Raw genomic sequence first — 22,816 nt, 5'->3', positions numbered from 1 at the left:
GGCTTGTGCATTCGGGGTCAATCTGCCCCGCTGCCGCCCGGCCCTGCGATGGCGTCAGTTCTGCGCTTCGGGCGGGACGACGGGGAACGGCAGGGGCGCCACGGGCACGCCTTCGTCAACCAGCGCCTTTGCCTGTTCGGGCGAAACCTCGCCATGGATGGCCGATTGATCGGATTCGCCCAGATGCATGGCGCGCGCGCGATCCGCAAAATCACGCCCCACCCATTCGGACTTTTCGAGCATGGCCGATTGAGCGCGCGCCAGCATTGCCAGCATCGCCTTCACCTCTGCCGGCGAATGTTCCGCCGGTGCCTGCGCGCCGGCCGCCATCGGCACATTGGAGGGTTCGGACCGGCTATTGCCTTTCGCCGAGACATTGGGCGCCATCACCGCCTTCTCGATCGCGACATCGCCGCACATCGGGCAGGACAGCAAGCCGCGCCGCTTCTGATCGGCATAATCGTCGCTCGATCCGAACCATGCCTCGAACACATGATCATGGCCGCAGCGCAGATCGAAAACGATCATGCCCCGCTCTCCAGCGCCGGGATCGCGCGGCGGTGGCGCAGCACAGGCACGCGCGCGCGCACATCCTCCGTCCGCGCGGGATCGAGATCGGCAAAGCCGACCCCCGCTCCCTCGCCCATGTCGAGAAGCACATCTCCCCAGGGATCGATCACCAGCGAATGACCATAGGTCTCACGACCGTCCTGATGCTGGCCCCATTGCGCGGCGGCGACCACGAAACAGGCCGATTCGACCGCACGGGCGCGCAACAGCAAATGCCAATGCGCTTGCCCGGTCGGGACGGTGAACGCCGCCGGGACGGTCAGGATCGTGGCCCCGCCATCCGAAAGTGCCCGATAAAGCGCGGCAAAGCGCAGATCGTAGCAAACCGAAAGGCCGACGCCGCCCCATGGCGTCCGCGCCAATGCGGGGCGCTCCCCAGGCGCATAGACCGCCGACTCACGCCAGCTCTCACCCGTGGCGAGATCGACGTCGAACAGGTGCATCTTGTCGTAGCGTGCCCGGATCGCTCCGGCATCGTCGATCACGAATCCGCGATTGACCAGCCGCCCGTCATCGCGCTCTCCCGCCAATGCCAGCGATCCGATATGCACCCACAGGCCGGCATCCGCCGCCGCCTTGCGCACCGCCGCGAGCACGAGATCGTCCGCCTCGCTCCGCAGATGCGCGGCAGCACGCTGACGATCGCGATCGAGCAGACCCGACATTTCGGGCGTGAACAGCATATCCGCTCCACCCGCCTTGGCTTCGTGCACCGCCGCGACGATCGTCGCGGCATTGGCGGCGGGATCGATCCCGCTCGTCATCTGCAGCAGCGCGGCGCGCATCAGCCGGCCAGCAACGGATCGAGGCCCCCGGCGGCATCCAGCGCGGCCAGATCGTCGGAACCGCCGATATGCCGCCCATCGATGAAAATCTGCGGCACGGTCAGGCTGCCCGGCGCACGCTCCAGCATCTCCTGGCGCTTCGGTCCGCCCATCGTGATGTCATATTCCTCGAACGCGACGCCCTTGCGGCCGAGCAAGGCCTTTGCCCGTACGCAATAGCCGCAGAACGCCTTGGTGTAGATTTCAACCTTCGCCATCTCTCTCAGGTGTGGCGGGCCGGGCCGGAAGTCAATATTCCTCTGCCAATACGCGCGCCCAGCACAGCAGGACGACCCGCGCCGCTCCCGCCTTTTTAAGCGCGCTGGCGCAGGCATTGGCAGTGGCGCCGCTGGTATGGACATCATCGACGAGCCAGATCGTGCGGCCGGCAAGCAGCGGAGCCCGCGGCGCCGGCACATGAAAGGCGCCGCGCACGGCTTTCGCGCGCGCCTCGCGGCCCAGGCCGCGCAACGCCGGGGTCGGCTTGACGCGATCGAGCGCATCGATCGACAATTCCGCACCGGTCCGCCGCGCCAGCGCCCGGGCGATCAGCGCGGATTGATTATAGCCGCGCCGCCAGATCCGCCAACGATGCAGCGGCACCGGAACCAGCATGCCGCCAGCCGTGGAATCGACATGGCGGGAGAGTTGCGCCGCGATGATCTCCGCCATCGCTGTCCGCCCCGAATATTTGAGCTTCAGCGCGAGCCCGCGCGCGATCTCGTCATAGGCCACCGCTGCCTGCACGCCGTCATAAGCGGGCGGAGATGCGAGACACGCTCCGCATGTCAGCCCTTCAAGTCCGCCCATGGGTGAACCGCATGCCGAACAACCACCGTCCGGCAGGAAATCCAATCGCTGCCAGCAGTCCAGACAGAAACGATGATCGCCTTCCACCACGACTCCACAGCCGGGGCAGCGCGGCGGCAGCGCAAAATCGCGAACCATTCTGACGGCCGCGACGACGGGCATGGCGATCGGCGTCATGGACAGGCTTGTCGCGCCGCCGCGGCCGATGCACAAGCCGCCTCATGTCCTCCGCCGCCCCTCCGGAAATATTCGATCGCAGCCTGCGTCGCCGCCGTCGCGACCGTGCGGCGCCCGATTTCGCGAACCACGACTTCCTGCGCGAACATATGGCGACGGAATTGCTCGACCGACTGGATGCGGTAAAGCGCGATTTCACCCATGCGCTCGACCTTGGCGCGGCGAACGGCTCGGTCGGCAATGCCCTGAGGGCGCGCGGCATGCGCGTGACCGCGCTCGACCCGGGTCACCGTTTCGCGCACGCCGTCCATGGCGTGCAGGCCGACGAGGATCGCCTGCCCTTCGCCGATGCGAGCTTCGATCTGGTGGTGAGCGCGGGCGTGCTCGACAGTGTCAACGACCTGCCCGGCGCATTGGCGCTGATCCGCCGTACGCTCCGCCCCGACGGTCTGTTCCTGGGTGCGATGATCGGCGCCGGCAGCCTGCGGGCTCTGAAGGCGGCGGCACTCACCGCCGATCTGGCGATGCAGGGCGGCGCCCGGCCCCGTATCCACCCCCAGATCGACGTGCGCGCGGCCGGAGACCTGCTTGCTCGCGCCGGATTCACCTTGCCCGTTACCGACTCCTTCGGGCTCGACGTCCGTTATCCCGGCCTGCTGCGCCTGGCGGCCGATCTGCGCGGCATGGCGGCGGGCAATCTGCTCGCCGGCACACGCCACGGCCTGTCTCGCAAATGGATCGCCCATGCTGCGACCGCTTTTGCAGCCAAAGCGGACCCCGACGGCAAGACTCCGGAATATTTCGAGATCATCTGCATGACCGGCTGGTCTCCCGGGCCGGGCCAGCCCGCGCCGGCCCGTCGCGGCAGCGCAGGCATGTCGCTGGCCGAAGCGCTCAAATCCAGGGAACCGGGCGGAGACGCGTAGCTCGCCGCGGTCAATGCCCGCTGTCGAGCACTTTCTCAAGCAGGCGCACCAGGGGAATGTCGGCCGGCGGCATCTCCAGCGCGTGCAGTTCGGCGGGATGAACCCATTTCAGTCCCTCGGCATCGAGCGCCTCCGGAATGCCGCGCCATTCGCGGCATAGATAGAGCAGCAGCAGCAGATGCGCGTCGCCCAGCGGTTCGCTGGCAAAGGCTGCGGCAGAGAGCGAGCCGGGGAGGACATCGATCCCCAGTTCCTCATGCAGCTCCCGCGCCAGCGCATGTTCAGGCGTCTCTCCGGCTTCCACCTTGCCGCCCGGAAACTCCCACAAGCCGGCCATGCTGCGTCCGTGCGACCGTTGCTGGACCAGAATGCGCCCATCCTCGTCGATAAGCGCGGCCGCACTGACCAGGAGCATGTTCATGGACGCGGCCTCCCGGCGCAGGATTTTGTTAACAGGCGATCGGCTATGCTGGTGAAACCAGGGAACGGGAATTGCAACCATGAAGCGAATTCGGGAGAGATTCGCCTCGCTTCGCGCGTGCAGGCGCGGGGCCACGGCGATCGAATACGGACTGATCGTTTCACTGATCGCGCTTGGCGCGATGGGTGGGATTCAGGCCTTTGGGGGCGGGCTGGCCAACATGTGGAACTATGTTGCAGACGAAGTGCTCCGCGCGTCCTAACGCCGATCATAAATCCAATCGATTTACCTTTTAGAAATATTCGGCCTGTAAATTTCTGATGTCGGTTGGGGGGAATCCAGCCGTCCGGGAATGAAGCTTTGAACCAGGAGACCGTTATGAAGAATTTCCTCAAGATGATTCGCAACTCCAAGGGCGCGACGGCCATCGAATACGGCCTGATCGCTGCACTGATCGCCGTTGCTGGCGTTGCCGCATTCCAGTCGCTGGGCGGCAAGATCAGCTCGACCATGAACAACGCGGCGTCGAAGATGTCGTAGTCACAGAACGGGTGCAATTCGCACTTGCTCAATGATCGGGGCAGTGGATACAAATCCACTGCCCTCTTTTTATTTGAGATACTGGATTATTTGGCCAACACTCAGAAATTCTAATCCCAATTTCCGGAAGGGCAATGCGATCGAAGCATCTAAATCGGATCGAGCGCTTCAGGCTTTGCGCAGCCCTACCTCAAGACTCTATGAACGCGAGTCTCAGAACTGTCCGATAGTCAAATATTTCTGGCGGCGCGTTTGACGAAGCTCGATTTCGTTCAGTCCAGACAATGCATCCAGTTCCGCTCCGATCGCATCGCCCAGCGCCGCGATCGCCACCACCGGCGTGCGATGCGCGCCCCCCACCGGCTCCGGCACGATACGATCGATCACGCCCAGTTGCTTGAGATGCTGCGCCGTCACGCGCATCGCATCCGCGGCATCGGCCGCCTTGTCCGCCGTGCGCCACAGGATGGACGCGCATCCTTCCGGCGAGATCACCGAATAGACGGCGTGTTCGAACATCAGGACGCGATCGGCCGCGGCCAGCGCGACCGCACCACCGGATCCGCCCTCTCCCACCACCGCGGCGACCATCGGCACGCCCAGCGCCAGGCATTGCTCGGTCGAGCGGGCGATCGCCTCCGCCTGGCCGCGCTCTTCCGCCTGCACCCCGGGAAAGGCACCCGAGGTATCGACCAGCGAAACCACCGGAATGCCGAACTTGTCGGCCAACTGCATCAGGCGGATCGCCTTGCGATAGCCTTCGGGCTTGCCCATGCCGAAATTGTGCCTGAGCCGGCTTGCGGTATCGTCGCCCTTTTCGTGGCCGATCACCATCACGCGCCGCCCGCCCAGACGGGCAAGCCCGCCAAGGATCGCCTGATCGTCGGCAAAGGCGCGATCTCCCGCCAACGGCATGAAGTCCTCGAACAGACCGGCGACATAATGTTTGAAATGCGGCCGGTCCGGATGACGCGCCACCTGGGTCTTCTGCCACGGCGTCAGCTTGGCATAGGTATCGACCAACAGCTTGTCGGCCTTTGCCTGAATGCGCGCCACTTCCGATTCGATATCGACTGTGCCGGCGTCCGCGGTATCGCGGAGATCGGCAATGCGCGATTCGAGCTCGGCGATCGGTTTTTCGAAGTCGAGAAAGCTAACCATGTGTCGGGCGGGTTAGGCCGAGCGGCGGTTCGCGTCAACGCGCTGTGGTCTATCGGCAAGCGGGTGCCGGCTATTTACCAACTCCACGAGCCGCCGGCTGTCCACATGCGTATAGATTTGGGTCGTCGCGATGTCGGCATGGCCGAGCATCGCCTGCAACGCGCGAAGGTCGGCACCGCCCTCCAGCAGATGTGTCGCAAAGGCATGCCTCAACACGTGCGGGCTGATTCGTTCGGGCGGGATGCCGGCGCGCGCACCGAGTTCGCGAACGATCTGATACAAACGCACCCGGCTGAGATGGGTCTTTCCGGAGGGGAAGAGCCACGGCGACTCCGACGGTACGAACACGGCCCAGGCCGCCACCGCCTGCCGGGCACGATCTGAAATGGGCACCAGTCGTTCGCGACCGCCCTTGCCGCGCAGGATCAGGAAGGGGCGATCGGGCGCGATCGCGCGACGGGGTAGCGAAACAAGTTCGGTTGCGCGCAGGCCCGATCCGTAAAGCAGTTCGATCAGCGCGGCCAGACGATGATCCTGCGCATTCGCATCCGCCCGAGCCAGCCCGCGCTCGATCTCCGCGAACAGCCGGTCGACATCGCCATGGTCCAGGATCTTGGGCAATGGCCGGATCGCGGCGGGGCGCGGCAAGGCCGCGGACGGATCGTCTGCGCGCAGCCCCTCATCCTGCAAGAATGCGAAGAAACGGCGAAGCGCCGCGGATTTGCGCGCCGCTGTGGCGCGAGCCAGCGGAGCCCATTCGGCTGCCAACCGGCCCAAAGCCGCTCCGTCCGCCACCCCCAGATTCCCGCCGAGCATAGAGGACGCACCACGCAGATCGGTGCCATAGGCGGCAAGCGTATTGCGCGCTGCCCCCGCCTCCGCCGCCAGCATTTCGAGAAACCTGTCGATCAGCGCCGAATCCTGCCCGGCCGACACGGTCACGAGCGGGTCAGCGCCTCGACCGCGATCATCCGCGCCTCGGGCTCCAGGCCCACACGCCGCAACGCCGAAACGATGTGATAGAGGTGCGTCGGCGGCACATAGCGCCAGTCATTGGTCTGCATGCCGATCGCCGCCAGCAGGACCGTCGTTCCCTTTTGACCGCTCGCCGCCGCGCGATCGAGCAACTGGCTCCAGCGCGAGGGGAGATCGAGCGCGAAGTCCAGATCACCCGCCATGTTCCGCGCATCATCCGCACCGATGCGACCGAGCCCGGCAAGCCCTGCAACCAGGAACTGACCCTTGAGCGTATCCGCCGATCCTGCATAGCTTCGTGCACGCGATGCACTGACGGTGAGCCCACGCGTGCCCGGCAAGCCCAGCGCCAGCAATGCCCAGCTTTCGTCCTCGCCGCCCGATTCGACGATGCCCGTCCAGCGCGCGGCGCGGCGATCGAGGCCGGCCGTGAACATCGCGCGCAGCAATTGCGGGCTGTCGGCCAGATAGTCGGCACTGGGCGCGAAACGCGCGGCGGCACGCGCCGTCAGGATAAGGCCGGCATAATGGTCGTCGCGGCTCTCGCCTTCCTCCCACAAGCCGCGCATCGCGGCCAGCCGGTCGCCCTGGTCGGCGGCCGCATAGGCGTCACGCAGCCTGAGCGGTGGGGTTCCAGATTGTTCCGACGGGTCGGTACGATCGAGCACGCCACCGTAAAGATCGACCAGCGCGGCGCTGGAGAGCACACCAAGCACCGCCGCGCGCCGCCCGGTCGAGATCCGTTCGCCATCGGGCAGCATCGGCGCCCGCGCACGCCATCCCATGACCTGCGGCCCGACGGTACGGAACAAAGCCGCCGGAATATCGACCGCCGTCGCACTGGCCAGGCCATAGCGCCAGGTGGTCAGTTGATCGACACCCTGCCATTCGATCGTGATCGAACGCCGGCCATTGACGCCTGCCCCAACCACTTTCTCCGCGAGCAGCAGGTCGATCGTGTTGCGGCCGGCCAACCGGGTGCGGCGGGCCTGTTCGATCGCGGCACTCGCCGTGCCCGGCTCGCCCGCCATCGCCGCACACATAGCGCGCGCCAGAAGCCAGCCGGTCGCGCGGCTGACGGCGGAAGCCGGCTCGACCAGCGGGCACAGTCCCGCCGGATCGCCCAGCGCGAGCGACGTCTGCATCGCGACTTCGAACAATTTGGGGCTGTACTGGCTCGCATCCGGCACCTGCACCAGCAGGCGCGCCGAATCGGCCTCCCCCATACGCAGCAGCAGCCAGGCACGCTCCGCGATCCAGTCCGGCGCGGAAACGCCATGCGGTGTCGGCACATTCGACAACAAGGTCCGCCGCAACAGCATCGATGTCCAGCGCGACGGCAATGGCGCATCCAGACGGCGCATCAGCTGCGAAAGCGTCTGCCCATCGGTGCCGCCGAACGCGCCATTGCCCATGCCGCCATCGATATCGAGCAGGGGCCCGACCCGATCGATCGCAAGCAGCGGCTCCGGCGGCAGGCCCGGCAGCGCATCTTCCTCGGCTTCGCCTTCACCTTCGACCAGTTCCCCGGCCGCCGCGCCCGGCGCGGCCGGCTGGCCCGGCAACGGCTGGATGGTCGGCAGCGGCGTGGGCGCCTGGCTTGGTGTGGGTGTCGGCGATGGGCGCGGTCCCGGCGGCGGCGCCGGCGGCACGGGATCGCCAAAGCCGGGCGGCAGCAGCGATTCGGGCGCCTCCTGCCCGATCGCGGGGATCGCGGCCGCCAGCCCCACGCCCGCGAGCGCGGCGCCGATCAGCGCCAGGCGCGAAACCTTATCGCCCAAGCGCTTCATTGGGCACGGACTTCTCGACACGCTTTTGCGGCTGTTCGTGAGCCAGCGTGGAGAGGAAATAGACACCGCCCGCCAGCACGACGAGCAGGATGACGAGGTTTCGAATAGCGGGCGACATGCCTGTCCTATGCTGCGCCAGCGCCCGAGCGGCAAGAGCGAAGCGATGCATCGCACCGTTTTGCTCCATCGATCCGCCTTGTGTATAGCGCGCCGCCATGCCCCGGACCGCCCCCGCCTCCTCCATCAGACCGGACCAGCCGATCGTGCTTATCGGCCTGATGGGCGTCGGCAAATCCACGGTCGGCCGCCGGCTGGCCGCGCGGCTCGGCGTTCCCTTCGTGGATGCCGACAACGAGATCGAGGCCGCGGCCGGGCTGTCGATCGCGGAAATCTTCGAACGCTATGGCGAACCCTATTTCCGTGATGGCGAACGGCGCGTGATCGCGCGCCTGATCGATGGCCGGCCAAAGGTGATCGCCACCGGCGGCGGCGCCTTCATGCAGGACGAGACCCGCTCGCTGATCCTCGATCGCGCGATCGCGATCTGGCTCGATGCCGATATCGACGTGCTTGCCAGCCGCGTTTCCCGGCGCGACACCCGCCCCCTTCTCCGCAACAAGGATCCCCGCCAAGTGCTGACCGAACTCGCCGCCGTCCGCAATCCGGTCTATGCGCTGGCGCCCTTCCATGTCCGCAGCCAGACCTCGCCGCACGAACTGACGGTCGACGCCATTCTGCGCGTGCTCGCCGAACGCGCCGGACAATGAGCATCGTTCCTGTCAGCCTCGGCGATCGCAGCTATGATGTCGCGATCGAAGCCGGTTCTCTCGACGGCGCGGCCCGGCATCTCGCCCCCTGGCTGAAGCGCGGACGCGCGATCATCATCACCGACTCCAATGTCGCGCATCACCAGCTTCCGCGCCTCGAAGCGTCGCTGGACGGGCTCGAGCGTCATGTCATCACGCTTCCAGCCGGCGAATCGACCAAGAGCTGGGCACAACTCGAAGCGCTGACCGATCGGCTGCTCGCGCTCGAAGTCGAGCGCGGCGACCATATCATCGCGCTGGGCGGCGGTGTGATCGGCGATCTGGTCGGCTTCGCGGCGGCGATCCTGAAACGCGGCTGCGGCTTCATCCAGATCCCGACCACCTTGCTCGCCCAGGTCGACAGTTCGGTGGGCGGCAAGACCGCGATCAACACGCGGGCGGGCAAGAATCTGATCGGCGCCTTTCACCAGCCGAGCTTCGTGCTGATCGATCCCAGCGTGCTCGACACGCTGCCGCGCCGCGAACTCGGCGCCGGCTATGCCGAAGTGGTGAAATACGGCCTGATCGGCGATTTCGGCTTCTTCGAATGGTGCGAAGCCAATGCCGCACGGCTGCTGGCGGGTGACGCAGAAGCCCGCGTTCATGCCATCGCCACCAGCGTTGCCGCCAAGGCCGCGATCGTCGGCGATGATGAGCGCGAAACCAGCGGACGCCGCGCGCTGCTCAACCTGGGCCACACGTTCGGCCATGCGCTGGAAGCGGAAACAGGCTTTTCCGACAGACTCCTTCATGGCGAAGGCGTCGCGGCGGGCATGGCGCTCGCTTTCCGTTATTCGGCGCGGCGCGGTCTGTGCGCTTCGCAGGACGCCGAACGCGTCGCCGCTCATTTGCGCGCGGTCGCGCTTCCCGACGGCCTCGCCGCCGCCGGCATCGCGGCCAGCGGCGAAACTCTGGTCGCGCACATGCTTCACGACAAGAAGATGGCGGCCGGCACGCTTGCCTTCATTCTCGCCCGCGCGATAGGGAATTCCTTCGTCGACAAGAGCGTGGAACTTGCCGATGTCGCGGCGTTCCTGAATGCGGAAACACGGAGCAGCTGATCCCCGTCGGGCGCGGGTGACGCCTCGGTCTCCGCGAGGGTCGAACTGACTCTGCCCGGCGCCATATGGCACTCCCGAAAAAGATGATATGATATCGGCGATGCCCGATATGCCGTCATTCTCTTTGGCCGTGCGCAGCTACGACCGACAAAGCAGCATGGATCACCATGTTTTCGCCCAACTCGTCCTGCCATTGACCGGATCGCTTGAGATGGAGATTGCGGGCCGCGGCGCGGCGGTTACGCGCGGCGAAATGGCCTTTGTCGACGCAGATGCCCGCCACGACCAGGTAAGCGATCATGCCAATCGCTCCTTCATCCTCGACCTGGATCCGGGGGTTATCACCCCGTCATTGCGGGAACGCCTCGGCCATAGTCCTTATCTTCCCCTGTCACCGGCGGCGAACAAGCTGGTCGATTTCATGGCGTTGATGACGGCGGATCGCACAGCGCCGTCGACCGCCGTCGACTATTGGGCGCCGCTGCTGTTCGAAGCGCTCGACCTGACGCCCCCGTCACCCCGCTCCCGCCTGGCCGGGCTGCGCGCCCTTGTCGAAGCCGATCCGGGTTCGTCCTGGACCACCGCGACGATGGCGAGCCGGGCCGGCCTCAGCATCAGCCGCCTTCACGCCATATTCCGCGAGGAACTCGACACCACACCCATCGCCTGGCTGTCCGATCTCCGCCTGGAACGCGTTCGCGACGGGCTTCGCTCGACCCGCCACTCGATCGCGGAACTGGCCTATCGCAACGGCTATGCCGATCAAAGTGCCCTCACCCGTGCCATGCGCAGGGAAACCGGGCTGACGCCGGGCGCCTATCGGCGCCAGGCGCAGGAGCCTGGGACAAGGAAACGATAGGCACGATCAAGACCGCGCCGCTCACCTGACGCAATCTCCGGCCGAGGCACGGAGATCGCGATGACAGACAACCGAGACATGACGGCCGGCATTGCCTGCGGCGCCGGCGCCGGCGCGCTGTGGGGGCTGGTCTTCCTCGCCCCCGAACTGGTCCGTGGTTTCGGCCCCCTCCACCTGGCCGCGGGTCGCTATCTTGCTTACGGGCTGTTCGCCATGATCCTCCTGGCTCCGCGCTGGCACGGCCTGCGCGACCGGCTCGGTCGCCGCGAATGGGTGGCACTCGGCTGGCTGAGCCTGCTCGGCAACTGTCTCTATTATATCCTGCTCGCAAGCGCGGTTCAGCTTGGCGGCATCGCGATGACGTCGCTGGTGATCGGATTGCTGCCCGTCGCGGTCACCATTCTCGGCAGCCGCGACGGCGGCGCCCCGCCGCTGTCTCAGCTTGCGCCGTCGCTGTTGCTTGGGATCGCGGGCGTCGTCTGCGTGGGCTGGCAAGCGCTGGGGCCCGCGCCTGGCGGATCACTCGTCGAGCAGGCGGCAGGCCTGGCTTGCGCGGTCGGGGCGCTCGTCTCATGGATGATCTTCGCGATCGGCAACACTCGCTGGCTGGCGCGGCTCGATCATGTCTCCGCGCATGACTGGAGCCTGTTGCTCGGGGTCGTGACCGGCGGGCAGGCGCTGCTGATCGTGCCCGCCGCAGTGCTGCTGGAAGCGACCGGCCAGGATATTTCGCAATGGAGCCATCTGATCGCGGTGTGCGCGGGCGTGGCGCTGCTCTCCTCGATCGCCGGCAACGCGCTCTGGAACAGGGCAAGCCGGTTGCTGCCCCTCACACTGATCGGCCAGATGATCCTGTTCGAAACGCTGTTCGCGCTGCTTTACGGCTTCGCCTGGGAAGCCCGGCTGCCGACCATGCTCGAAACACTGGCGATCCTGCTCGTCATCGCCAGCGTGACAAGCTGCTTCACGGCGCACAAACCGGCGGCGGCTCCGGCATGACCCGGAGGATGGGAGCCGCGGGAAAACCGGCGGCGGCTCCCATTCCCGAACGTTCAGAAGCTCGCTTTCACCTTCGCGCCGATCACGCGCGGACGCGGGCGGGTACCGAAGCCCAATGCCTCCAGCGGATCCTGCCGGCCATTCTCGCCAAGCAGATTTTCGCCGAACAGCTCAACGCCCCAACGGCCGCGCTCCAGTCCGATCCGTGCATTGAGCATGTTGAGCGTGTTGGTGCGAAAGGCGACGATGTCCAGGCTGCGATCGGTGACGGTGCCGGGGCCGATCTGGTTATAGTCCAGCCGCGCGAAGCCCGGCGTGTCGGCGCTCCAGTCGAAGCGATATTCGGCCGAAGCCGAAATCGCATAATCGGGAATATAGTCGAGCCGGTCACCGGTGATGTTCGATGTCGATGCGGGGAGGACGAAGACCAGCTCGGTGCTGGTCACATTGCCGCTCAATTGCAGCGTCAGATTCTTCACCGGATCGACAGCGAAAGACCAGTCCACACCGTAAATCTCGGCATTGCCGGCATTCATCAGCCCGCCGAACACGCCCTGACCGAGCACGAAGGCCTGATATCCCTTATACTTGCTGTAAAAGCCGGTGACGTCCCAGCGAAAGCCGCCGGACACTCCCTTCGTCCCCACCTCGTACGACCAGACATTCTCCGGATCGAACGTGGTGTTCACGCCGTTGCCCTGAAATCCGCCGCTGCGGAACCCCTTGGCCACATTGGCGTAAAGCGTCGCATTCGGGGCGAGATCATAGGACGCATAGAAGCGCGGGTTGACGGATTCGAAGGTGCCGGCCTGATCGGGCACGCCGTTGCGCGCGCGCTTGCGGCTGTCGTGGAAATAGCGAAGCCCACTGCCCAATTGAAAGCGATCGGTCAGCGAAAAGGATATGTCGCCGAACACCGAGATCGTTTCCGACTTGTCGCTGGAATCCACCGAATCCACGCCCAGGAATTCGCCTTCGGAATAGAGATCGAGCACCTGCAGCCGGTCGATCGTCTCATCGGTGTAGAAGGCGCCCACGACCCAGTTCAGCCGGCGCTTGCCCGTCGAGCTCAGCCGCACTTCCTGCGTGAACGACGTGCTGTCGAGCGTATCTCGGTTGAAGGTTTCCAGCCCCGGCAGCTTCAGCGCCACGCCGGCATTGCGCTTGTGCGCATCGACATGGCTGGTCGAACTCATCAGCTCGACTCCGCCGAAATCATAGGTCGCGGTGAGATTATAGATCTCGTAATTGTCGACCAGAGTCTGGCGCGCCAGCGGATCGCCATTCGGAAAATCGACATCATAATGCTTGTCCGCGCCCACCGTCAGGCCATCGCCCTTGTTGCGATGGACGACGACGGTGCCGGTGATGTCCAGCCCGTCGGCAGGCCGCCACAAGCCCTTCACGCGAACATTGCGGATCAACTGGTCGTTGATGTCCTTGCGACCCGCCGCCGGCTGGTCGATCCAGCCGCCCAGATTGGCGAGCGTACCCGAAACGCGGAAACCCAGCACGTCGTCGATCACCGGCACATTGACCACGCCGCTCAGGCGTTCGCTGAAATCGCCATGTTCGGTGGCATAGGCCGACAGGCTGGCTTCGCCCGAAACGCTGTTGAGGTCGGGATTGCGCGTGATGAAGCGGACGGTGCCGCCCGCCGATCCCTGGCCGTAGAGGGTGCCCTGCGGCCCGCGCAGCACCTCCACGCGTTCGAGGTCGACAAGCTGCAGATCAAGCTGCCCCAGCGACGCGCCCGTCACCGGGATCTCATCCATATAGACGCCGACCAGCGAAGCGATGCCGTTGGGATTGGCGACGCCGCGCAGGAAGATCTGGTTCTGCCCGGGGCCGGATTCGATCACCACCAATCCCGGCACGCTGCGCGAGAGATCGAGCAGCGAGACGGCGCCGCGCCGCTCCAGCTCCGCCTGGGACACCGCCGTGATGCTCATGGGCACGTCGACCAGCCGCTGTTCGCGGCGCGCGGCGGTAACGACGATATCGCCAAAGGCTTCACCCTCGCCCGTACCAGCGCCGTCACCTGCGGCCGATACGGCTTCGTCGGTCATAGAGGTACGGCTCTGGTTGCGGACGATCGCGATCGCCCCCGCCGTTCCCGCGCGCACGCTGAAGCCGCTGTTCGCCAGGATCGCGTCGAGCGCGACATCGGGTGCCGCCGCCCCCCGATAACCACGCGACTGCACGCCGCGCACCTCGTCCGCCTTGTAGATGATCGGGCGTCCCGCCTGGCGGCCATAGGCGTCGAGCGCCGATTTCAGGCTCCCCGCCGGAATGTCGAACTGGCGCTGCTGTGCATGGGCCGGCGTCGCGAGCGCCGCGATGCAGATACCCGATGCCAGCAAAGCGCGATGGCCGTTGATCCTCATATCCCTTCCCCCTGTATCGGTCGCGTCCGCGCGTATCCGTCATGGGAAGGAGACAAGGTTGCGTCGCGAAACTGTAACGATCAGTTCGAAATTTTTATCGCCTCGGGCGTTTCGGTGACTTTCACGCCATAGGCATCACGCAGCAGCCTCGCGAACACCTCCGGCTTGGATGCAGGGAACAGGCCGCCGATCCGGATCGCGCCGGCGTCCGCATCGGTCACCACCATCGGCTTGCTGTTGTAGCGATTGAACTCCGCCGCCACGTCGGACAGGCTGGTCTGATCGAAGCTCAGCATGCCTGTCCGCCAGGCCAGCGCACCTTCGACCCGCGCTTCGGACCGTGCGGTCACCAGCGTCGCATCGCCTTCCGCAAAGGCGATATCGCCGCGCGAGATGATCGCCGAGCGCATGTCGCGCCCGCCATCGACCTCGTCGACGCGCACCCGCCCTTCCAGCACCGACACCGTCACCTTGCCGGCATCGCGGCGGACCGAGAATTTGGTGCCGAGCACGGTGATCTGCCGGTCGCCGGCATGAACGACGAACGGCCGCCCCTCCCGATGCGAGACCTCGAAATAGGCCTCACCCTTGTCCAACCACACTTCGCGCGCGTTATCGGTCACCGCAGTTCGCACCGTCGATGCGGTGTTGAGCTGCACCCGGCTGCCATCGGCCATGCCGATCAGGCGCCGTCCGCCGACAGGGGTTTCATAGGCCAGGGTCCGGATCGCCGGCGTGGGCTCATGCGCGATCATGTAACCGGCGCCGACCATCAGCACGAGCGATGCGGCGATCGCGCTGGGCAACCACCAGCGGCGCGGCGCGCGCGGCTCCACTATTTCGGAAACGACGGGCCCGAGCGCCCCGATCCGATCGGCTTCACGCCAGCTATGCTTCAGCCGCCAATAGGCCGCGCGGTTGCCATCCGACTCGGCCAGCCACGCATCGAGCGCGGCCTTGTCCGTCGCCGACCAATTCCCTTCCTCCTGTGCGATCAGGAAGGCCGCCGCGCGGTCGTTCGCCTGCTGCACACGGCTCATGCTTCACCGCCTTTCCGATGGCGGCGGCCGAATTTGGGCCGGATCACCTTGCCGCTGCCGCCCAGCATGAAATCGGCGAGCGCCTTCATCCCCATCATCACCTGGTGATTGACCGCGTCCTTGCCAATGCCGAGCCGTTCGGCGGTTTCCTGGACGTTCAGCCCCTCGACCTTGCGCAGCCGGACGATCTCGCGCACGCGCGGGCTCAACCGTTCCAGCCCTTCATGGACACGGCGCAGAGATTCCCGCGCATTCAGATGGCGTTCGGCTTCGAACAGATCGACCTCGCGGTCGATCGTCTCGAGATCGGCGACCAGATCGAACGACACGATACGCGCGCGTTTCGCACGGTTGATCAGATGGTTGCGCGCGATCGTGAACAGATATTGACGCGTGTTCGCGGGCAAGCCCCCACGCCCAGCCGAGATCGCGAGCTCGTACACATCATGGCGCAGATCGGTCACGTCATCCTCGACCCGCCAGTTGCGCCGAATGAAATGCGTCAGCGATCGTTCGAGAGGCAGCACCTCCCGGCAGAACCAGTCTTCAAGAACATCGTCGTCGACCATAGGGCCTGAAGGCTCTCCCAGCACGCATCACAGGATCAGGACAATCGAGTGCGCGAGAGTTGTAACGCAAATCGTGCGATGTCTGAAAATCAGAGCGTCTTGCGCAGGCGCACCAGGAAGAACGGGTCCATCACCGCATTCCGCCGCTCGACGGAGACCAGCCGCCCGCTGCTGCGCGGGCCATCGTACAATTCACGCTTCCGGCTACGCGAACGGAAGCCGATATTCTCGAACATGAAGCGTAACGACAGTCCCGGCTTCACCGTCCAGTCCCAATAGATCTTCGCGAGCGGATCGCTGTTGGCGGCAACCGTGCGGATCTCGTTGATCCGGTACGAGGTCTCGCTGAAACCCGTATAGAAATCGGCGGTGATCACCGATCTCAGCCGCGGCAGATCCTTGATGATCGTGATATCCCCCTGAAAAGGACGTTGCAGCGAGATCCGCCGGCGTTCTCCCGTCACCGGATCGGCGACGCGCGAGCGCCGCCAGTTCGCGTTCAACCGGATCAACGTGCCGGTTGCACCCAGCCGGTCGAGCGGCAGGCTCACCGCGAGCTTCGCCTCCTGTCGCGTACCGTTGCCGATATTGCCCGGCGCGTCGAAACGATCCTCGATCGGGATCAGGTCGATCACGTCGCTCAGATCCGAATGGCTGGCGGTCAGGGTGATGGCTCCGCGGTCCCAGAAGCGACGCTCCACCGTGGCTTCGAACAGCCAGGCCTGTTCGGGCGTCAGATCGGGATTGCCGGCATTGACCGTGCCGGTATCGAGGCCGGCAGTGGTCGCGAAATCGTCGAAATCGAGCTGGCTGACGATCCGTTCGGTGCGCAGCCGCACTTCCCAGCCCATGGCCGGTTCGATCGTCAGGTTCAGCCGGGGCTTCAGGAATTGCAGCGAACGCGACTGGCGCGCATCGCCGTCCACACCGATCGTCGAGCGCTCATAGCCGATTGCGGCTTCGGCGGTGAGCCGGCTCCAGATCTGCCAGCGCGCAGCGCCCTCGGCATCGATGCGGCGCTCCTCGACGTGCACCGTCGCCGATGGCAGCGGCACGGAGACTCCCCCGCGCGTCAGGCTGCTTTCGGCGTCGAGTGAATTGAAGGTCCGCTCGATACGTCCGTCGATCGTCAGCGTCGGCAACGGCACGAAGGTGCCCGATGCGCGCAGGATCGACTCCCCGGCAAGCGAGCGCTCGCGGGAGATCTGCTCCGGCCCCGTGCCCGTCGACCGGGTCAGGACCCGATCGCGTTCGCGGCTTTCGAGCGCCAGCGCGCGCAAGGTCAGCCGCGATGAGACTTCACGTTCATATTCGATACTGGCGACACCACGGTCGGTCGCGACATCCGCGGCCACCGTCTCGCGAAATTCCGAGCCGCCGGCATTGGTCAACTCGGTCATGTCCCGTCTGTCCTGTCGATCACGTTCACCGTTCAGGCTGAAGCGTATGAAATTCGGCCCCTCGCGATATTCGGCGGCGCCGTTGCCGCCGACAATGAAGCGATCCCAATCGGCTTCGAAACGGCCCCAGTCGTTCAACCGGCCATTGCCGTCACGACGGGAAATGCGGCCGATTCCGGAGATCGTCTGGTCCCTGTCCTCGCGCCAGTGGAGCACCCCCTCCAGCGACAGCCTGCGCCCCTTGCGCGATCCTTCGACGCGCGCGATCCGCGCCGGCAGCGCATTGGTGTAGAATTTGGTCATGAATTCGGCGGCGAGCGATGTCGTCGCGCCCGCGCGGCGAATGATATTGGCCACCATTGTCTGGCCGCGCATATCGATCCCCGGTGCGCCGCCGCGGATCAATTCGATCCGCTCCACACCCGCTACCGGAATGCGCCGCAGGATATCGTCGAGATTCTGAGCCTTGGTCGACGGGCGCTGCCCGTCGATCAGGATATTCCCGCCCGTCCCCGCCAATCCGCGAATGCTGGTATCGCCACGATCATAGGTAAAGCCCGGAATGCGCGTGATCATCTCCAGCGCCATGGTCGGCTGATATTCCGCGAAGAATTCGGGCGGATAGGAAATCACGCTGCTCCCGCCGCGCGCCAGTGGAACAGGCGCCTGCGATTCCGGATCCTCCTGGGCACGCAACGGCACTTCGCCCAGCGCCCCGAACGAACAGATCAAGCCGGCAGCCAGTCCTCCGCGCATCTTCGTCTCCCTCGACGGGGAAACCTATCCGCGCGCAAGGACTGCGCAATTTCATAGTCAGATCCTTTCGACCAAATCGGCTTCGCCTGAAGCCTCAGGTCCTGAGCGCGGTCCAGCCGAGCCAGAGCCAGCCGATGATCAGCAATGTGCCACCGATCGGCGTGATCGCGCCCAGCCAGCGCGGTGCGCCGATCGCCATCGCGTATAGTGTCAGAGCGAAGATCGCGCCGCCCGCCAGAAACAATATGGCCGGCGGCTTCGCGCCCAGCCGGTCAACGATCGCCAATGCCGCAACCGCATGGATCATCTGATAGGTGGCGCCGGTCTTCAGCCATTCGGCAGCCTGTGCGGACGAGGCGCCATGCGCGCCGAATGCCCCGGCCGCGACCGCGATCGCGCCCGAAAGCGCCGCCAGCAAGATAATCATCCGCAATCCTCCTTGAGCCCCGCATTGCGCTGGCTGAACATCCGATCCATGCCCGCACGGATATCGCCGGTCTCGCTCTGCACCTTCAGCCGGGCCTCATCGCGCGCGCGATATTCAGCCTCGGTATGATCGATCTCCGCCTCGTCGATGCCCAGCGCGCGCATCGACTGGCGTGCAAGCGAGATCGCGCTTTCGAACACGTCGCGTACCGCACCCGCAACAGGCGCGGCTCCGATCCGCATCATATGGCGCCGGTCGTAAGCGCGCAGCAGGATGGAAGCATCGGGAAACGCCTTGGCGATCAATCCGATCGAGGCTTCATCGAGCCGGTCGCCGTCCAGACAGAAGATCAGCGCCTGCGCGTCCTCCGCCCCAGCCCGCCGCAGCAGATCGACGCGCGTGCCGTCGCCATAATAGACCTTCATGCCGAAATCGCCGGCGACCGCGATGGTTTCCGGATCGGAATCGATCAAGGTCACCTGCACGCCCTGCCCCACCAGCATCTGCCCTACCGTCTGGCCGAAACGACCATAACCGACGATGATCGCCGAGGCGCCATCGCTGACCGGCCCATCGAGCTTGGCGGCACCCGCGCGCGGTTCGGCGCGGAAACGGCGGGTGAACGCCATCAGGAACGGCGTGGTCGCCATCGAGATCGTCACCACCGCACCGAACAGGCTGGCCGCCTGCGGTTCGATCAGCATCGCATCCTGCGCCTGTGCGAACAGCACGAAACCGAATTCGCCGCCCTGGCTGAGCAACAGGCCCAGCGCCAGCGCCTGGCGCCACGCCATACGGAACAACAACCCCAGTCCCATCACGATCGCGGTCTTGGTCACGATCAGCGCCGCCGCCATCGCGATCACGAACACCGGCCGTTCGGCGATCACGGTCAGATCGAGCATCATGCCGACCGCGAGGAAGAACAGGCCAAGCAATATGGTGCGGAACGGTTCTACATCCGCTTCCAGCTCGTGGCGATACGGGCTTTCGGCGAGCATCACGCCCGCGACGAACGCCCCCAGCGCAGTGGAGAGCCCGAGCGCCTCCATCACCGCCGCGCTGGCAATGACGGTGAACAATCCGGCAAAGACGAACATCTCGCGCTCACCGAGATTGCCGATCAGCCGGAACAACGGATTCAGGACGAAGCGCCCGGCAAGCACCAGTCCGACCACCGCAAGCACGGTATAGAGCCCCAGCACCCAGCCCGGCGGCCCCGCCGCATCGGCCGGATTACGTGACAGCGCCGCGACGATGGTGATCAATGGGACGATCGAGAGATCCTGGAACAACAGGATCGAAAAGGCCCGCTCGCCGAATGGGGTGCGCAACCGCCCGGCCGATTGCAGCATCGGCAGCACCTGCGCGGTGGAGGACAGGCCGAGCGGCAGGCCCAGCGCCAGCGCCGCGGCCAGGGTGAAGGGCGTGCTGCCATAGACGAGCAACGCCACCGCCAAGCCGCACAGCGCGACCTGAAGCAGGCCGAGCCCGAAAATATCGTTGCGCATCTGCCACAACCGCGTCGGCGACAATTCCAGGCCGACAAGGAACAGCAGCAAGGTGATGCCCAGTTCGGCGATACCCAGCTTCTGTTCGGCGTCGCCCACCAATCCGAGCAGATGCGGGCCGACCAGTGCGCCGGCGACAAGATAGCCGAGCACCGCGCCCAGCCCCAGCTTGCGGAACAGCAGCACGAACGCCATCGCGAAACCGAGCAGGATCACGCCGTCGCGCAGCATCGGCACGCCGCCGCCCTCGTGCATCACGCGCCCACGGCGCGCGCCGCAGCCTCCGCAACCGCTTCGAAGGCCAGCCGGATCGAGGGATGTCGCGCGGCATGCGGCCGCGCCGGCAGGAAGATCTCGAGCCCCGGCCAATCGCCAGGATTCTCACGCTTGCCGGCCAGAAAATCCGCCAGCGCATCGCGTGCGGCCTCAAGCTCGGCGCGGGTCTTGCCGATCGCGCCCGCCCCCATCAGCGACGCGGACGCCTGGCCGAGCGCACAAGCGCGCACTTCCTGGCCGAGCGCCGCGACGCGCCCGTCGGCATCGAGCATCACGTCCACCGTCACGCGGCTGCCGCAAACCGGCGAGCGCTTCTCCGAACTCCCCTGCGGCGCCGGCAGGCGCGCATGATGCGGAATGGTCGCGGCGAGTTTCAGGATCGCGGTATTGTAGAGCGGCGCGTTCATTTCGATGCGTTGCTCGCGGATGCGCCATTGTCGGATGCGCCGCCATCCTCCTGACGTTCCTCGACAAAGTCGACGAGCGCGCGGCTCGATGCGTCAAGCAGCGGATAGGTGTAGGATTTGGCCATCCATTCGGGCCGCTGCGAGCGGCCGCCATAAAGCGTGTCATAGACCAGGCTGACGCCGAGATAGATGACGGTCGCAATGATCAGGCCCTTCAACGCGCCGAAGCCGATCCCGAGAACCCGATCGAAACTGCCGAGCGCCGATTGCCGCGTGCGCCGCCCGACCGCGCGCGCGGTCAGCCGTCCGGCAAGGAAGGTCAGGCCGAACACCAGCGCGAAGGCGAGCACCATCGCGCCGCCTTCCGTGCCCACCCAGTCGCGGACGAGCAGGGTCGTCGGCTCATGGAACATCTTGACCGCGAAAACCGCGACGATCCAGGCGAGCAGCGAGAGCACTTCGGTGGTGAAGCCGCGCAGGAAACCGAGCACGGCGGCGCCGCCGACCAGCAGGAGAACGATGATGTCGAGAGCGGTGAAGGCAGCCATGGGTTCCAGCTAAACGAAGTTCAGGGAAATTTGAATCGGCATTCCGCGGCGACCATCAAATCTCCACCGTTTCTGCAATTGGGGTGCCGCCCCCCATGCTTCAACCGGGATCGCGCGCCAGCATGTGATCGACGAACTGGCGCAGCGTACGGAAACCCGACAATGTCAGTCCGCCCTTCTCGCCGCCGACCGCAGACGGCACCAGCGCCCGCCCGAAACCGAGCTTGCCCGCTTCCTTCAGGCGCAGGGCACCATGCGCCACCGGCCGGATCTCGCCGGAGAGCGCGATCTCCCCGAAGGCGACCGCGTCGGACGGCACCGGGCGTTCGCTGAGCGCGGAAACCAGGGCGGCCGCCACCGCGAGGTCGGCGGCCGGATCCGACAGGCGATAGCCGCCGGCGATATTGAGATAGACCTCGCAGGTCGAAAAGCTGAGCCCGCACCTCGCCTCCAGCACCGCGAGCACCATCGCCAGCCGTCCCGAATCCCAGCCGACCACGGCACGGCGCGGCGTGGCGCCGCTCGCCAGCCGCACGGTGAGCGCCTGGATCTCGACCAGCACGGGGCGCGTGCCTTCCAGTGCGGGGAACACCGTCGATCCCGTCACGCTCTCATCGCGATTGGTGAGGAACAGCGCGGACGGGTTCGAAATCTCCTCCAGCCCTTCCGCCGCCATCGAGAAGACGCCGATCTCGTCGGTACCGCCGAAGCGGTTCTTGATCGCGCGCAGAATGCGATATTGATGACTGCGCTCGCCTTCGAAGCTGAGCACGGTATCGACCATATGTTCCAGCACGCGCGGCCCCGCGATCGCGCCATCCTTGGTGACATGGCCGACAAGCACCAGCGCGGTGCCGCGTTCCTTGGCGAAGCGGATCAGTTCCTGGGCGGACGCGCGGACCTGGCTGACGGTGCCCGGCGCCCCTTCGATCAGGTCGCTATGCATGGTCTGGATCGAATCGATCACCAGCAGCGCCGGCGGCTTGCCGCTGCCGAAGGTGGTCAGGATGTCGCGCACCGAGGTCGCCGCCGCGAGTTGCACCGGCGCATTGCCGAGGCCAAGCCGGCGTGCGCGCAACCGCACCTGATCGGCGGCCTCCTCGCCCGAGACATAGGCGACGTTCATCCCCGCACAGGCCAGCCGCGCCGCGGCCTGGAGCAGCAGCGTCGACTTGCCGATGCCCGGATCGCCGCCGATCAGCGTCGCCGACCCCTCGACAAAGCCGCCGCCCAAGGTGCGATCGAGTTCCTTGATCCCGGTCGCTGCCCGCTCCGGCAACGCGATGTCCGCATCGAGCCCGACCAGCGTGACGGCACGGCCGCCCGATTGCAGGTTATGCTTGGCGGCAAAAGGCGTGACGACAGCCGCCGCCTCCTCCACCAGCGTGTTCCATTCGCCGCAATCGACGCATTGGCCCTGCCATTTGGGGGAAACCGAGCCGCAGAGCTGGCAGACATATCGACGCTGGGGTTTTGCCATGAATGTTCCCTAACTGTTCCCATCGTCGAACGCCAGACGCCTTTGTGCGTTGTTACGCCATGGTCGCACGATTTTCCGCCTGCCCCCATTGCTTCA

26 protein-coding genes are annotated in these 22,816 nt (G+C 65.8%); 7 read left to right on the top strand and 19 right to left on the bottom strand.

Annotation, left to right across the window (positions count from 1 at the left end; all coding sequences use genetic code 11):
• Positions 1-54: 54 nt before the first annotated feature.
• The 4 genes from K7G82_RS03000 to K7G82_RS02985 are packed head-to-tail and all read right to left on the bottom strand — an operon-like array spanning position 55 to position 2,342.
• The gene (locus tag K7G82_RS03000; RefSeq protein ID WP_222988316.1) at positions 55-528 is read right to left on the bottom strand and encodes a DUF1178 family protein; all 474 of its coding nucleotides are present in this window, start codon (positions 526-528) and stop codon (positions 55-57) included.
• Positions 525-1,355: a carbon-nitrogen hydrolase family protein gene (locus tag K7G82_RS02995; RefSeq protein ID WP_222988315.1), complete on the bottom strand. Its 831-nt coding sequence runs from the start codon at positions 1,353-1,355 to the stop codon at positions 525-527. Before K7G82_RS02995 ends, K7G82_RS03000 begins: the two co-directional genes overlap by 4 nt.
• Positions 1,355-1,612: a glutaredoxin 3 gene (gene grxC / locus K7G82_RS02990; RefSeq protein WP_222988314.1), complete on the bottom strand. Its 258-nt coding sequence runs from the start codon at positions 1,610-1,612 to the stop codon at positions 1,355-1,357. Before grxC ends, K7G82_RS02995 begins: the two co-directional genes overlap by 1 nt.
• Before the next feature lie 31 nt (positions 1,613-1,643).
• Entirely contained in the window at positions 1,644-2,342 is a 699-nt protein-coding gene (locus K7G82_RS02985; RefSeq protein ID WP_343228517.1) for a ComFC family protein, read from the bottom strand.
• Positions 2,343-2,425: 83 nt separating this feature from the next.
• Between K7G82_RS02985 and K7G82_RS02980 the strand changes: the two genes are divergently transcribed.
• A complete protein-coding gene (locus K7G82_RS02980) occupies positions 2,426-3,307 on the top strand; it encodes a class I SAM-dependent methyltransferase (RefSeq protein WP_222988312.1) in 882 nt (293 codons plus the stop codon).
• Between the two features lie 10 nt (positions 3,308-3,317).
• Here the strand turns inward: K7G82_RS02980 and K7G82_RS02975 are convergent, their stop codons facing one another.
• Positions 3,318-3,728 carry a (deoxy)nucleoside triphosphate pyrophosphohydrolase gene (locus tag K7G82_RS02975; protein ID WP_222988311.1) on the bottom strand — a complete coding sequence of 137 codons (411 nt, stop codon included), beginning with the start codon at positions 3,726-3,728 and terminating at the stop codon, positions 3,318-3,320.
• A 79-nt stretch (positions 3,729-3,807) separates the two neighbouring features.
• Between K7G82_RS02975 and K7G82_RS29990 the strand changes: the two genes are divergently transcribed.
• Positions 3,808-3,990, top strand: a complete 183-nt coding sequence (locus K7G82_RS29990; RefSeq protein ID WP_222988310.1) for a Flp family type IVb pilin — start codon at positions 3,808-3,810, stop codon at positions 3,988-3,990.
• A gap of 116 nt (positions 3,991-4,106) precedes the next feature.
• On the top strand, positions 4,107-4,268 hold the full coding sequence (locus K7G82_RS02965; protein ID WP_222988309.1) for a Flp family type IVb pilin: 162 nt from the start codon (positions 4,107-4,109) through the stop codon (positions 4,266-4,268).
• A 213-nt stretch (positions 4,269-4,481) separates the two neighbouring features.
• On the opposite strand, the gene K7G82_RS02960 is transcribed toward K7G82_RS02965, so the two are convergent.
• From K7G82_RS02960 to K7G82_RS02945, 4 genes are read right to left on the bottom strand one after another with little or no spacing between them, the layout of a single operon-like run.
• Entirely contained in the window at positions 4,482-5,429 is a 948-nt protein-coding gene (locus tag K7G82_RS02960) for an acetyl-CoA carboxylase carboxyltransferase subunit alpha (RefSeq protein ID WP_222988308.1), read from the bottom strand.
• 12 nt (positions 5,430-5,441) lie between these two features.
• Complete coding sequence (locus K7G82_RS02955) at positions 5,442-6,371, bottom strand: tyrosine-type recombinase/integrase (RefSeq protein ID WP_425517237.1); 930 nt, start codon at positions 6,369-6,371, stop codon at positions 5,442-5,444.
• Complete coding sequence (locus K7G82_RS02950) at positions 6,368-8,185, bottom strand: hypothetical protein (protein ID WP_425517236.1); 1,818 nt, start codon at positions 8,183-8,185, stop codon at positions 6,368-6,370. Before K7G82_RS02950 ends, K7G82_RS02955 begins: the two co-directional genes overlap by 4 nt.
• Positions 8,175-8,411 carry a hypothetical protein gene (locus K7G82_RS02945; protein ID WP_222988397.1) on the bottom strand — a complete coding sequence of 79 codons (237 nt, stop codon included), beginning with the start codon at positions 8,409-8,411 and terminating at the stop codon, positions 8,175-8,177. The genes K7G82_RS02950 and K7G82_RS02945 overlap by 11 nt, the downstream gene beginning before the upstream one ends.
• Here K7G82_RS02945 and K7G82_RS02940 point away from each other — a divergent pair.
• Positions 8,410-8,961, top strand: a complete 552-nt coding sequence (locus tag K7G82_RS02940) for a shikimate kinase (RefSeq protein WP_222988307.1) — start codon at positions 8,410-8,412, stop codon at positions 8,959-8,961. The two genes, K7G82_RS02945 and K7G82_RS02940, sit on opposite strands and share 2 nt — an antisense overlap.
• Positions 8,958-10,061 (top strand): 3-dehydroquinate synthase, encoded by a 1,104-nt coding sequence (gene aroB / locus K7G82_RS02935; protein WP_222988306.1) that lies wholly within the window; start codon positions 8,958-8,960, stop codon positions 10,059-10,061. The genes K7G82_RS02940 and aroB overlap by 4 nt, the downstream gene beginning before the upstream one ends.
• Before the next feature lie 115 nt (positions 10,062-10,176).
• Here the strand turns inward: aroB and K7G82_RS29655 are convergent, their stop codons facing one another.
• Positions 10,177-10,362, bottom strand: coding sequence for a hypothetical protein (locus K7G82_RS29655; RefSeq protein ID WP_246623185.1), 186 nt, complete (start codon positions 10,360-10,362; stop codon positions 10,177-10,179).
• A gap of 51 nt (positions 10,363-10,413) precedes the next feature.
• Between K7G82_RS29655 and K7G82_RS02930 the strand changes: the two genes are divergently transcribed.
• Both K7G82_RS02930 and K7G82_RS02925 read left to right on the top strand, forming a co-directional pair.
• Complete coding sequence (locus K7G82_RS02930; RefSeq protein ID WP_246623184.1) at positions 10,414-10,920, top strand: helix-turn-helix domain-containing protein; 507 nt, start codon at positions 10,414-10,416, stop codon at positions 10,918-10,920.
• A gap of 60 nt (positions 10,921-10,980) precedes the next feature.
• On the top strand, positions 10,981-11,919 hold the full coding sequence (locus tag K7G82_RS02925) for a DMT family transporter (RefSeq protein ID WP_222988304.1): 939 nt from the start codon (positions 10,981-10,983) through the stop codon (positions 11,917-11,919).
• 53 nt (positions 11,920-11,972) lie between these two features.
• Here K7G82_RS02925 and K7G82_RS02920 read toward each other — a convergent pair whose 3' ends face one another.
• The 9 genes from K7G82_RS02920 to radA form a co-directional block, all read right to left on the bottom strand.
• Positions 11,973-14,306 (bottom strand): TonB-dependent receptor, encoded by a 2,334-nt coding sequence (locus K7G82_RS02920; protein ID WP_222988303.1) that lies wholly within the window; start codon positions 14,304-14,306, stop codon positions 11,973-11,975.
• An 80-nt stretch (positions 14,307-14,386) separates the two neighbouring features.
• Positions 14,387-15,346: a FecR family protein gene (locus K7G82_RS02915; protein WP_222988302.1), complete on the bottom strand. Its 960-nt coding sequence runs from the start codon at positions 15,344-15,346 to the stop codon at positions 14,387-14,389.
• Positions 15,343-15,915 carry an RNA polymerase sigma factor gene (locus K7G82_RS02910; RefSeq protein WP_222988301.1) on the bottom strand — a complete coding sequence of 191 codons (573 nt, stop codon included), beginning with the start codon at positions 15,913-15,915 and terminating at the stop codon, positions 15,343-15,345. The genes K7G82_RS02915 and K7G82_RS02910 overlap by 4 nt, the downstream gene beginning before the upstream one ends.
• 89 nt (positions 15,916-16,004) lie before the next feature.
• Positions 16,005-18,071 (bottom strand): TonB-dependent receptor plug domain-containing protein, encoded by a 2,067-nt coding sequence (locus K7G82_RS02905; RefSeq protein WP_222988300.1) that lies wholly within the window; start codon positions 18,069-18,071, stop codon positions 16,005-16,007.
• Positions 18,072-18,165: 94 nt separating this feature from the next.
• A complete protein-coding gene (locus K7G82_RS02900; protein WP_222988299.1) occupies positions 18,166-18,498 on the bottom strand; it encodes a DUF423 domain-containing protein in 333 nt (110 codons plus the stop codon).
• Positions 18,495-20,264 carry a cation:proton antiporter domain-containing protein gene (locus tag K7G82_RS02895; RefSeq protein WP_222988298.1) on the bottom strand — a complete coding sequence of 590 codons (1,770 nt, stop codon included), beginning with the start codon at positions 20,262-20,264 and terminating at the stop codon, positions 18,495-18,497. The genes K7G82_RS02900 and K7G82_RS02895 overlap by 4 nt, the downstream gene beginning before the upstream one ends.
• Positions 20,264-20,692: an iron-sulfur cluster assembly scaffold protein gene (locus K7G82_RS02890; RefSeq protein ID WP_222988297.1), complete on the bottom strand. Its 429-nt coding sequence runs from the start codon at positions 20,690-20,692 to the stop codon at positions 20,264-20,266. The genes K7G82_RS02895 and K7G82_RS02890 overlap by 1 nt, the downstream gene beginning before the upstream one ends.
• Positions 20,689-21,240, bottom strand: a complete 552-nt coding sequence (locus K7G82_RS02885; protein WP_222988296.1) for a CvpA family protein — start codon at positions 21,238-21,240, stop codon at positions 20,689-20,691. Before K7G82_RS02885 ends, K7G82_RS02890 begins: the two co-directional genes overlap by 4 nt.
• Positions 21,241-21,340: 100 nt before the next feature.
• On the bottom strand, positions 21,341-22,720 hold the full coding sequence (gene radA / locus K7G82_RS02880) for a DNA repair protein RadA (RefSeq protein WP_222988295.1): 1,380 nt from the start codon (positions 22,718-22,720) through the stop codon (positions 21,341-21,343).
• Between the last annotated feature and the right edge of the window lie 96 nt (positions 22,721-22,816).

This window comes from Sphingomonas colocasiae (assembly GCF_019880585.1).
Taxonomy (GTDB): domain Bacteria; phylum Pseudomonadota; class Alphaproteobacteria; order Sphingomonadales; family Sphingomonadaceae; genus Sphingobium_A; species Sphingobium_A colocasiae.
Note: the sequence above shows the minus strand (reverse complement) of the source record. Positions and strands in the feature narration are given on the sequence as shown.

Coding starts and splice junctions, on each gene's coding strand:
- aroB (WP_222988306.1), top strand. CDS start 8,958: ATGAGCATCGTTCCTGTCAGCCTCGGCGATCGCAGCTATGATGTCGCG.
- K7G82_RS02910 (WP_222988301.1), bottom strand. CDS start 15,915: ATGGTCGACGACGATGTTCTTGAAGACTGGTTCTGCCGGGAGGTGCTG.
- K7G82_RS02960 (WP_222988308.1), bottom strand. CDS start 5,429: ATGGTTAGCTTTCTCGACTTCGAAAAACCGATCGCCGAGCTCGAATCG.
- K7G82_RS02890 (WP_222988297.1), bottom strand. CDS start 20,692: ATGAACGCGCCGCTCTACAATACCGCGATCCTGAAACTCGCCGCGACC.
- grxC (WP_222988314.1), bottom strand. CDS start 1,612: ATGGCGAAGGTTGAAATCTACACCAAGGCGTTCTGCGGCTATTGCGTA.
- K7G82_RS02905 (WP_222988300.1), bottom strand. CDS start 18,071: ATGCGCGGAGGACTGGCTGCCGGCTTGATCTGTTCGTTCGGGGCGCTG.
- K7G82_RS02995 (WP_222988315.1), bottom strand. CDS start 1,355: ATGCGCGCCGCGCTGCTGCAGATGACGAGCGGGATCGATCCCGCCGCC.
- K7G82_RS29990 (WP_222988310.1), top strand. CDS start 3,808: ATGAAGCGAATTCGGGAGAGATTCGCCTCGCTTCGCGCGTGCAGGCGC.
- K7G82_RS02965 (WP_222988309.1), top strand. CDS start 4,107: ATGAAGAATTTCCTCAAGATGATTCGCAACTCCAAGGGCGCGACGGCC.
- K7G82_RS02980 (WP_222988312.1), top strand. CDS start 2,426: ATGTCCTCCGCCGCCCCTCCGGAAATATTCGATCGCAGCCTGCGTCGC.
- K7G82_RS02895 (WP_222988298.1), bottom strand. CDS start 20,264: ATGCACGAGGGCGGCGGCGTGCCGATGCTGCGCGACGGCGTGATCCTG.
- K7G82_RS02975 (WP_222988311.1), bottom strand. CDS start 3,728: ATGAACATGCTCCTGGTCAGTGCGGCCGCGCTTATCGACGAGGATGGG.
- K7G82_RS02900 (WP_222988299.1), bottom strand. CDS start 18,498: ATGATTATCTTGCTGGCGGCGCTTTCGGGCGCGATCGCGGTCGCGGCC.
- K7G82_RS02945 (WP_222988397.1), bottom strand. CDS start 8,411: ATGGCGGCGCGCTATACACAAGGCGGATCGATGGAGCAAAACGGTGCG.
- K7G82_RS02940 (WP_222988307.1), top strand. CDS start 8,410: ATGCCCCGGACCGCCCCCGCCTCCTCCATCAGACCGGACCAGCCGATC.
- K7G82_RS29655 (WP_246623185.1), bottom strand. CDS start 10,362: ATGATCGCTTACCTGGTCGTGGCGGGCATCTGCGTCGACAAAGGCCAT.
- radA (WP_222988295.1), bottom strand. CDS start 22,720: ATGGCAAAACCCCAGCGTCGATATGTCTGCCAGCTCTGCGGCTCGGTT.
- K7G82_RS02925 (WP_222988304.1), top strand. CDS start 10,981: ATGACAGACAACCGAGACATGACGGCCGGCATTGCCTGCGGCGCCGGC.
- K7G82_RS02885 (WP_222988296.1), bottom strand. CDS start 21,240: ATGGCTGCCTTCACCGCTCTCGACATCATCGTTCTCCTGCTGGTCGGC.
- K7G82_RS02915 (WP_222988302.1), bottom strand. CDS start 15,346: ATGAGCCGTGTGCAGCAGGCGAACGACCGCGCGGCGGCCTTCCTGATC.
- K7G82_RS02985 (WP_343228517.1), bottom strand. CDS start 2,342: ATGGTTCGCGATTTTGCGCTGCCGCCGCGCTGCCCCGGCTGTGGAGTC.
- K7G82_RS03000 (WP_222988316.1), bottom strand. CDS start 528: ATGATCGTTTTCGATCTGCGCTGCGGCCATGATCATGTGTTCGAGGCA.
- K7G82_RS02920 (WP_222988303.1), bottom strand. CDS start 14,306: ATGAGGATCAACGGCCATCGCGCTTTGCTGGCATCGGGTATCTGCATC.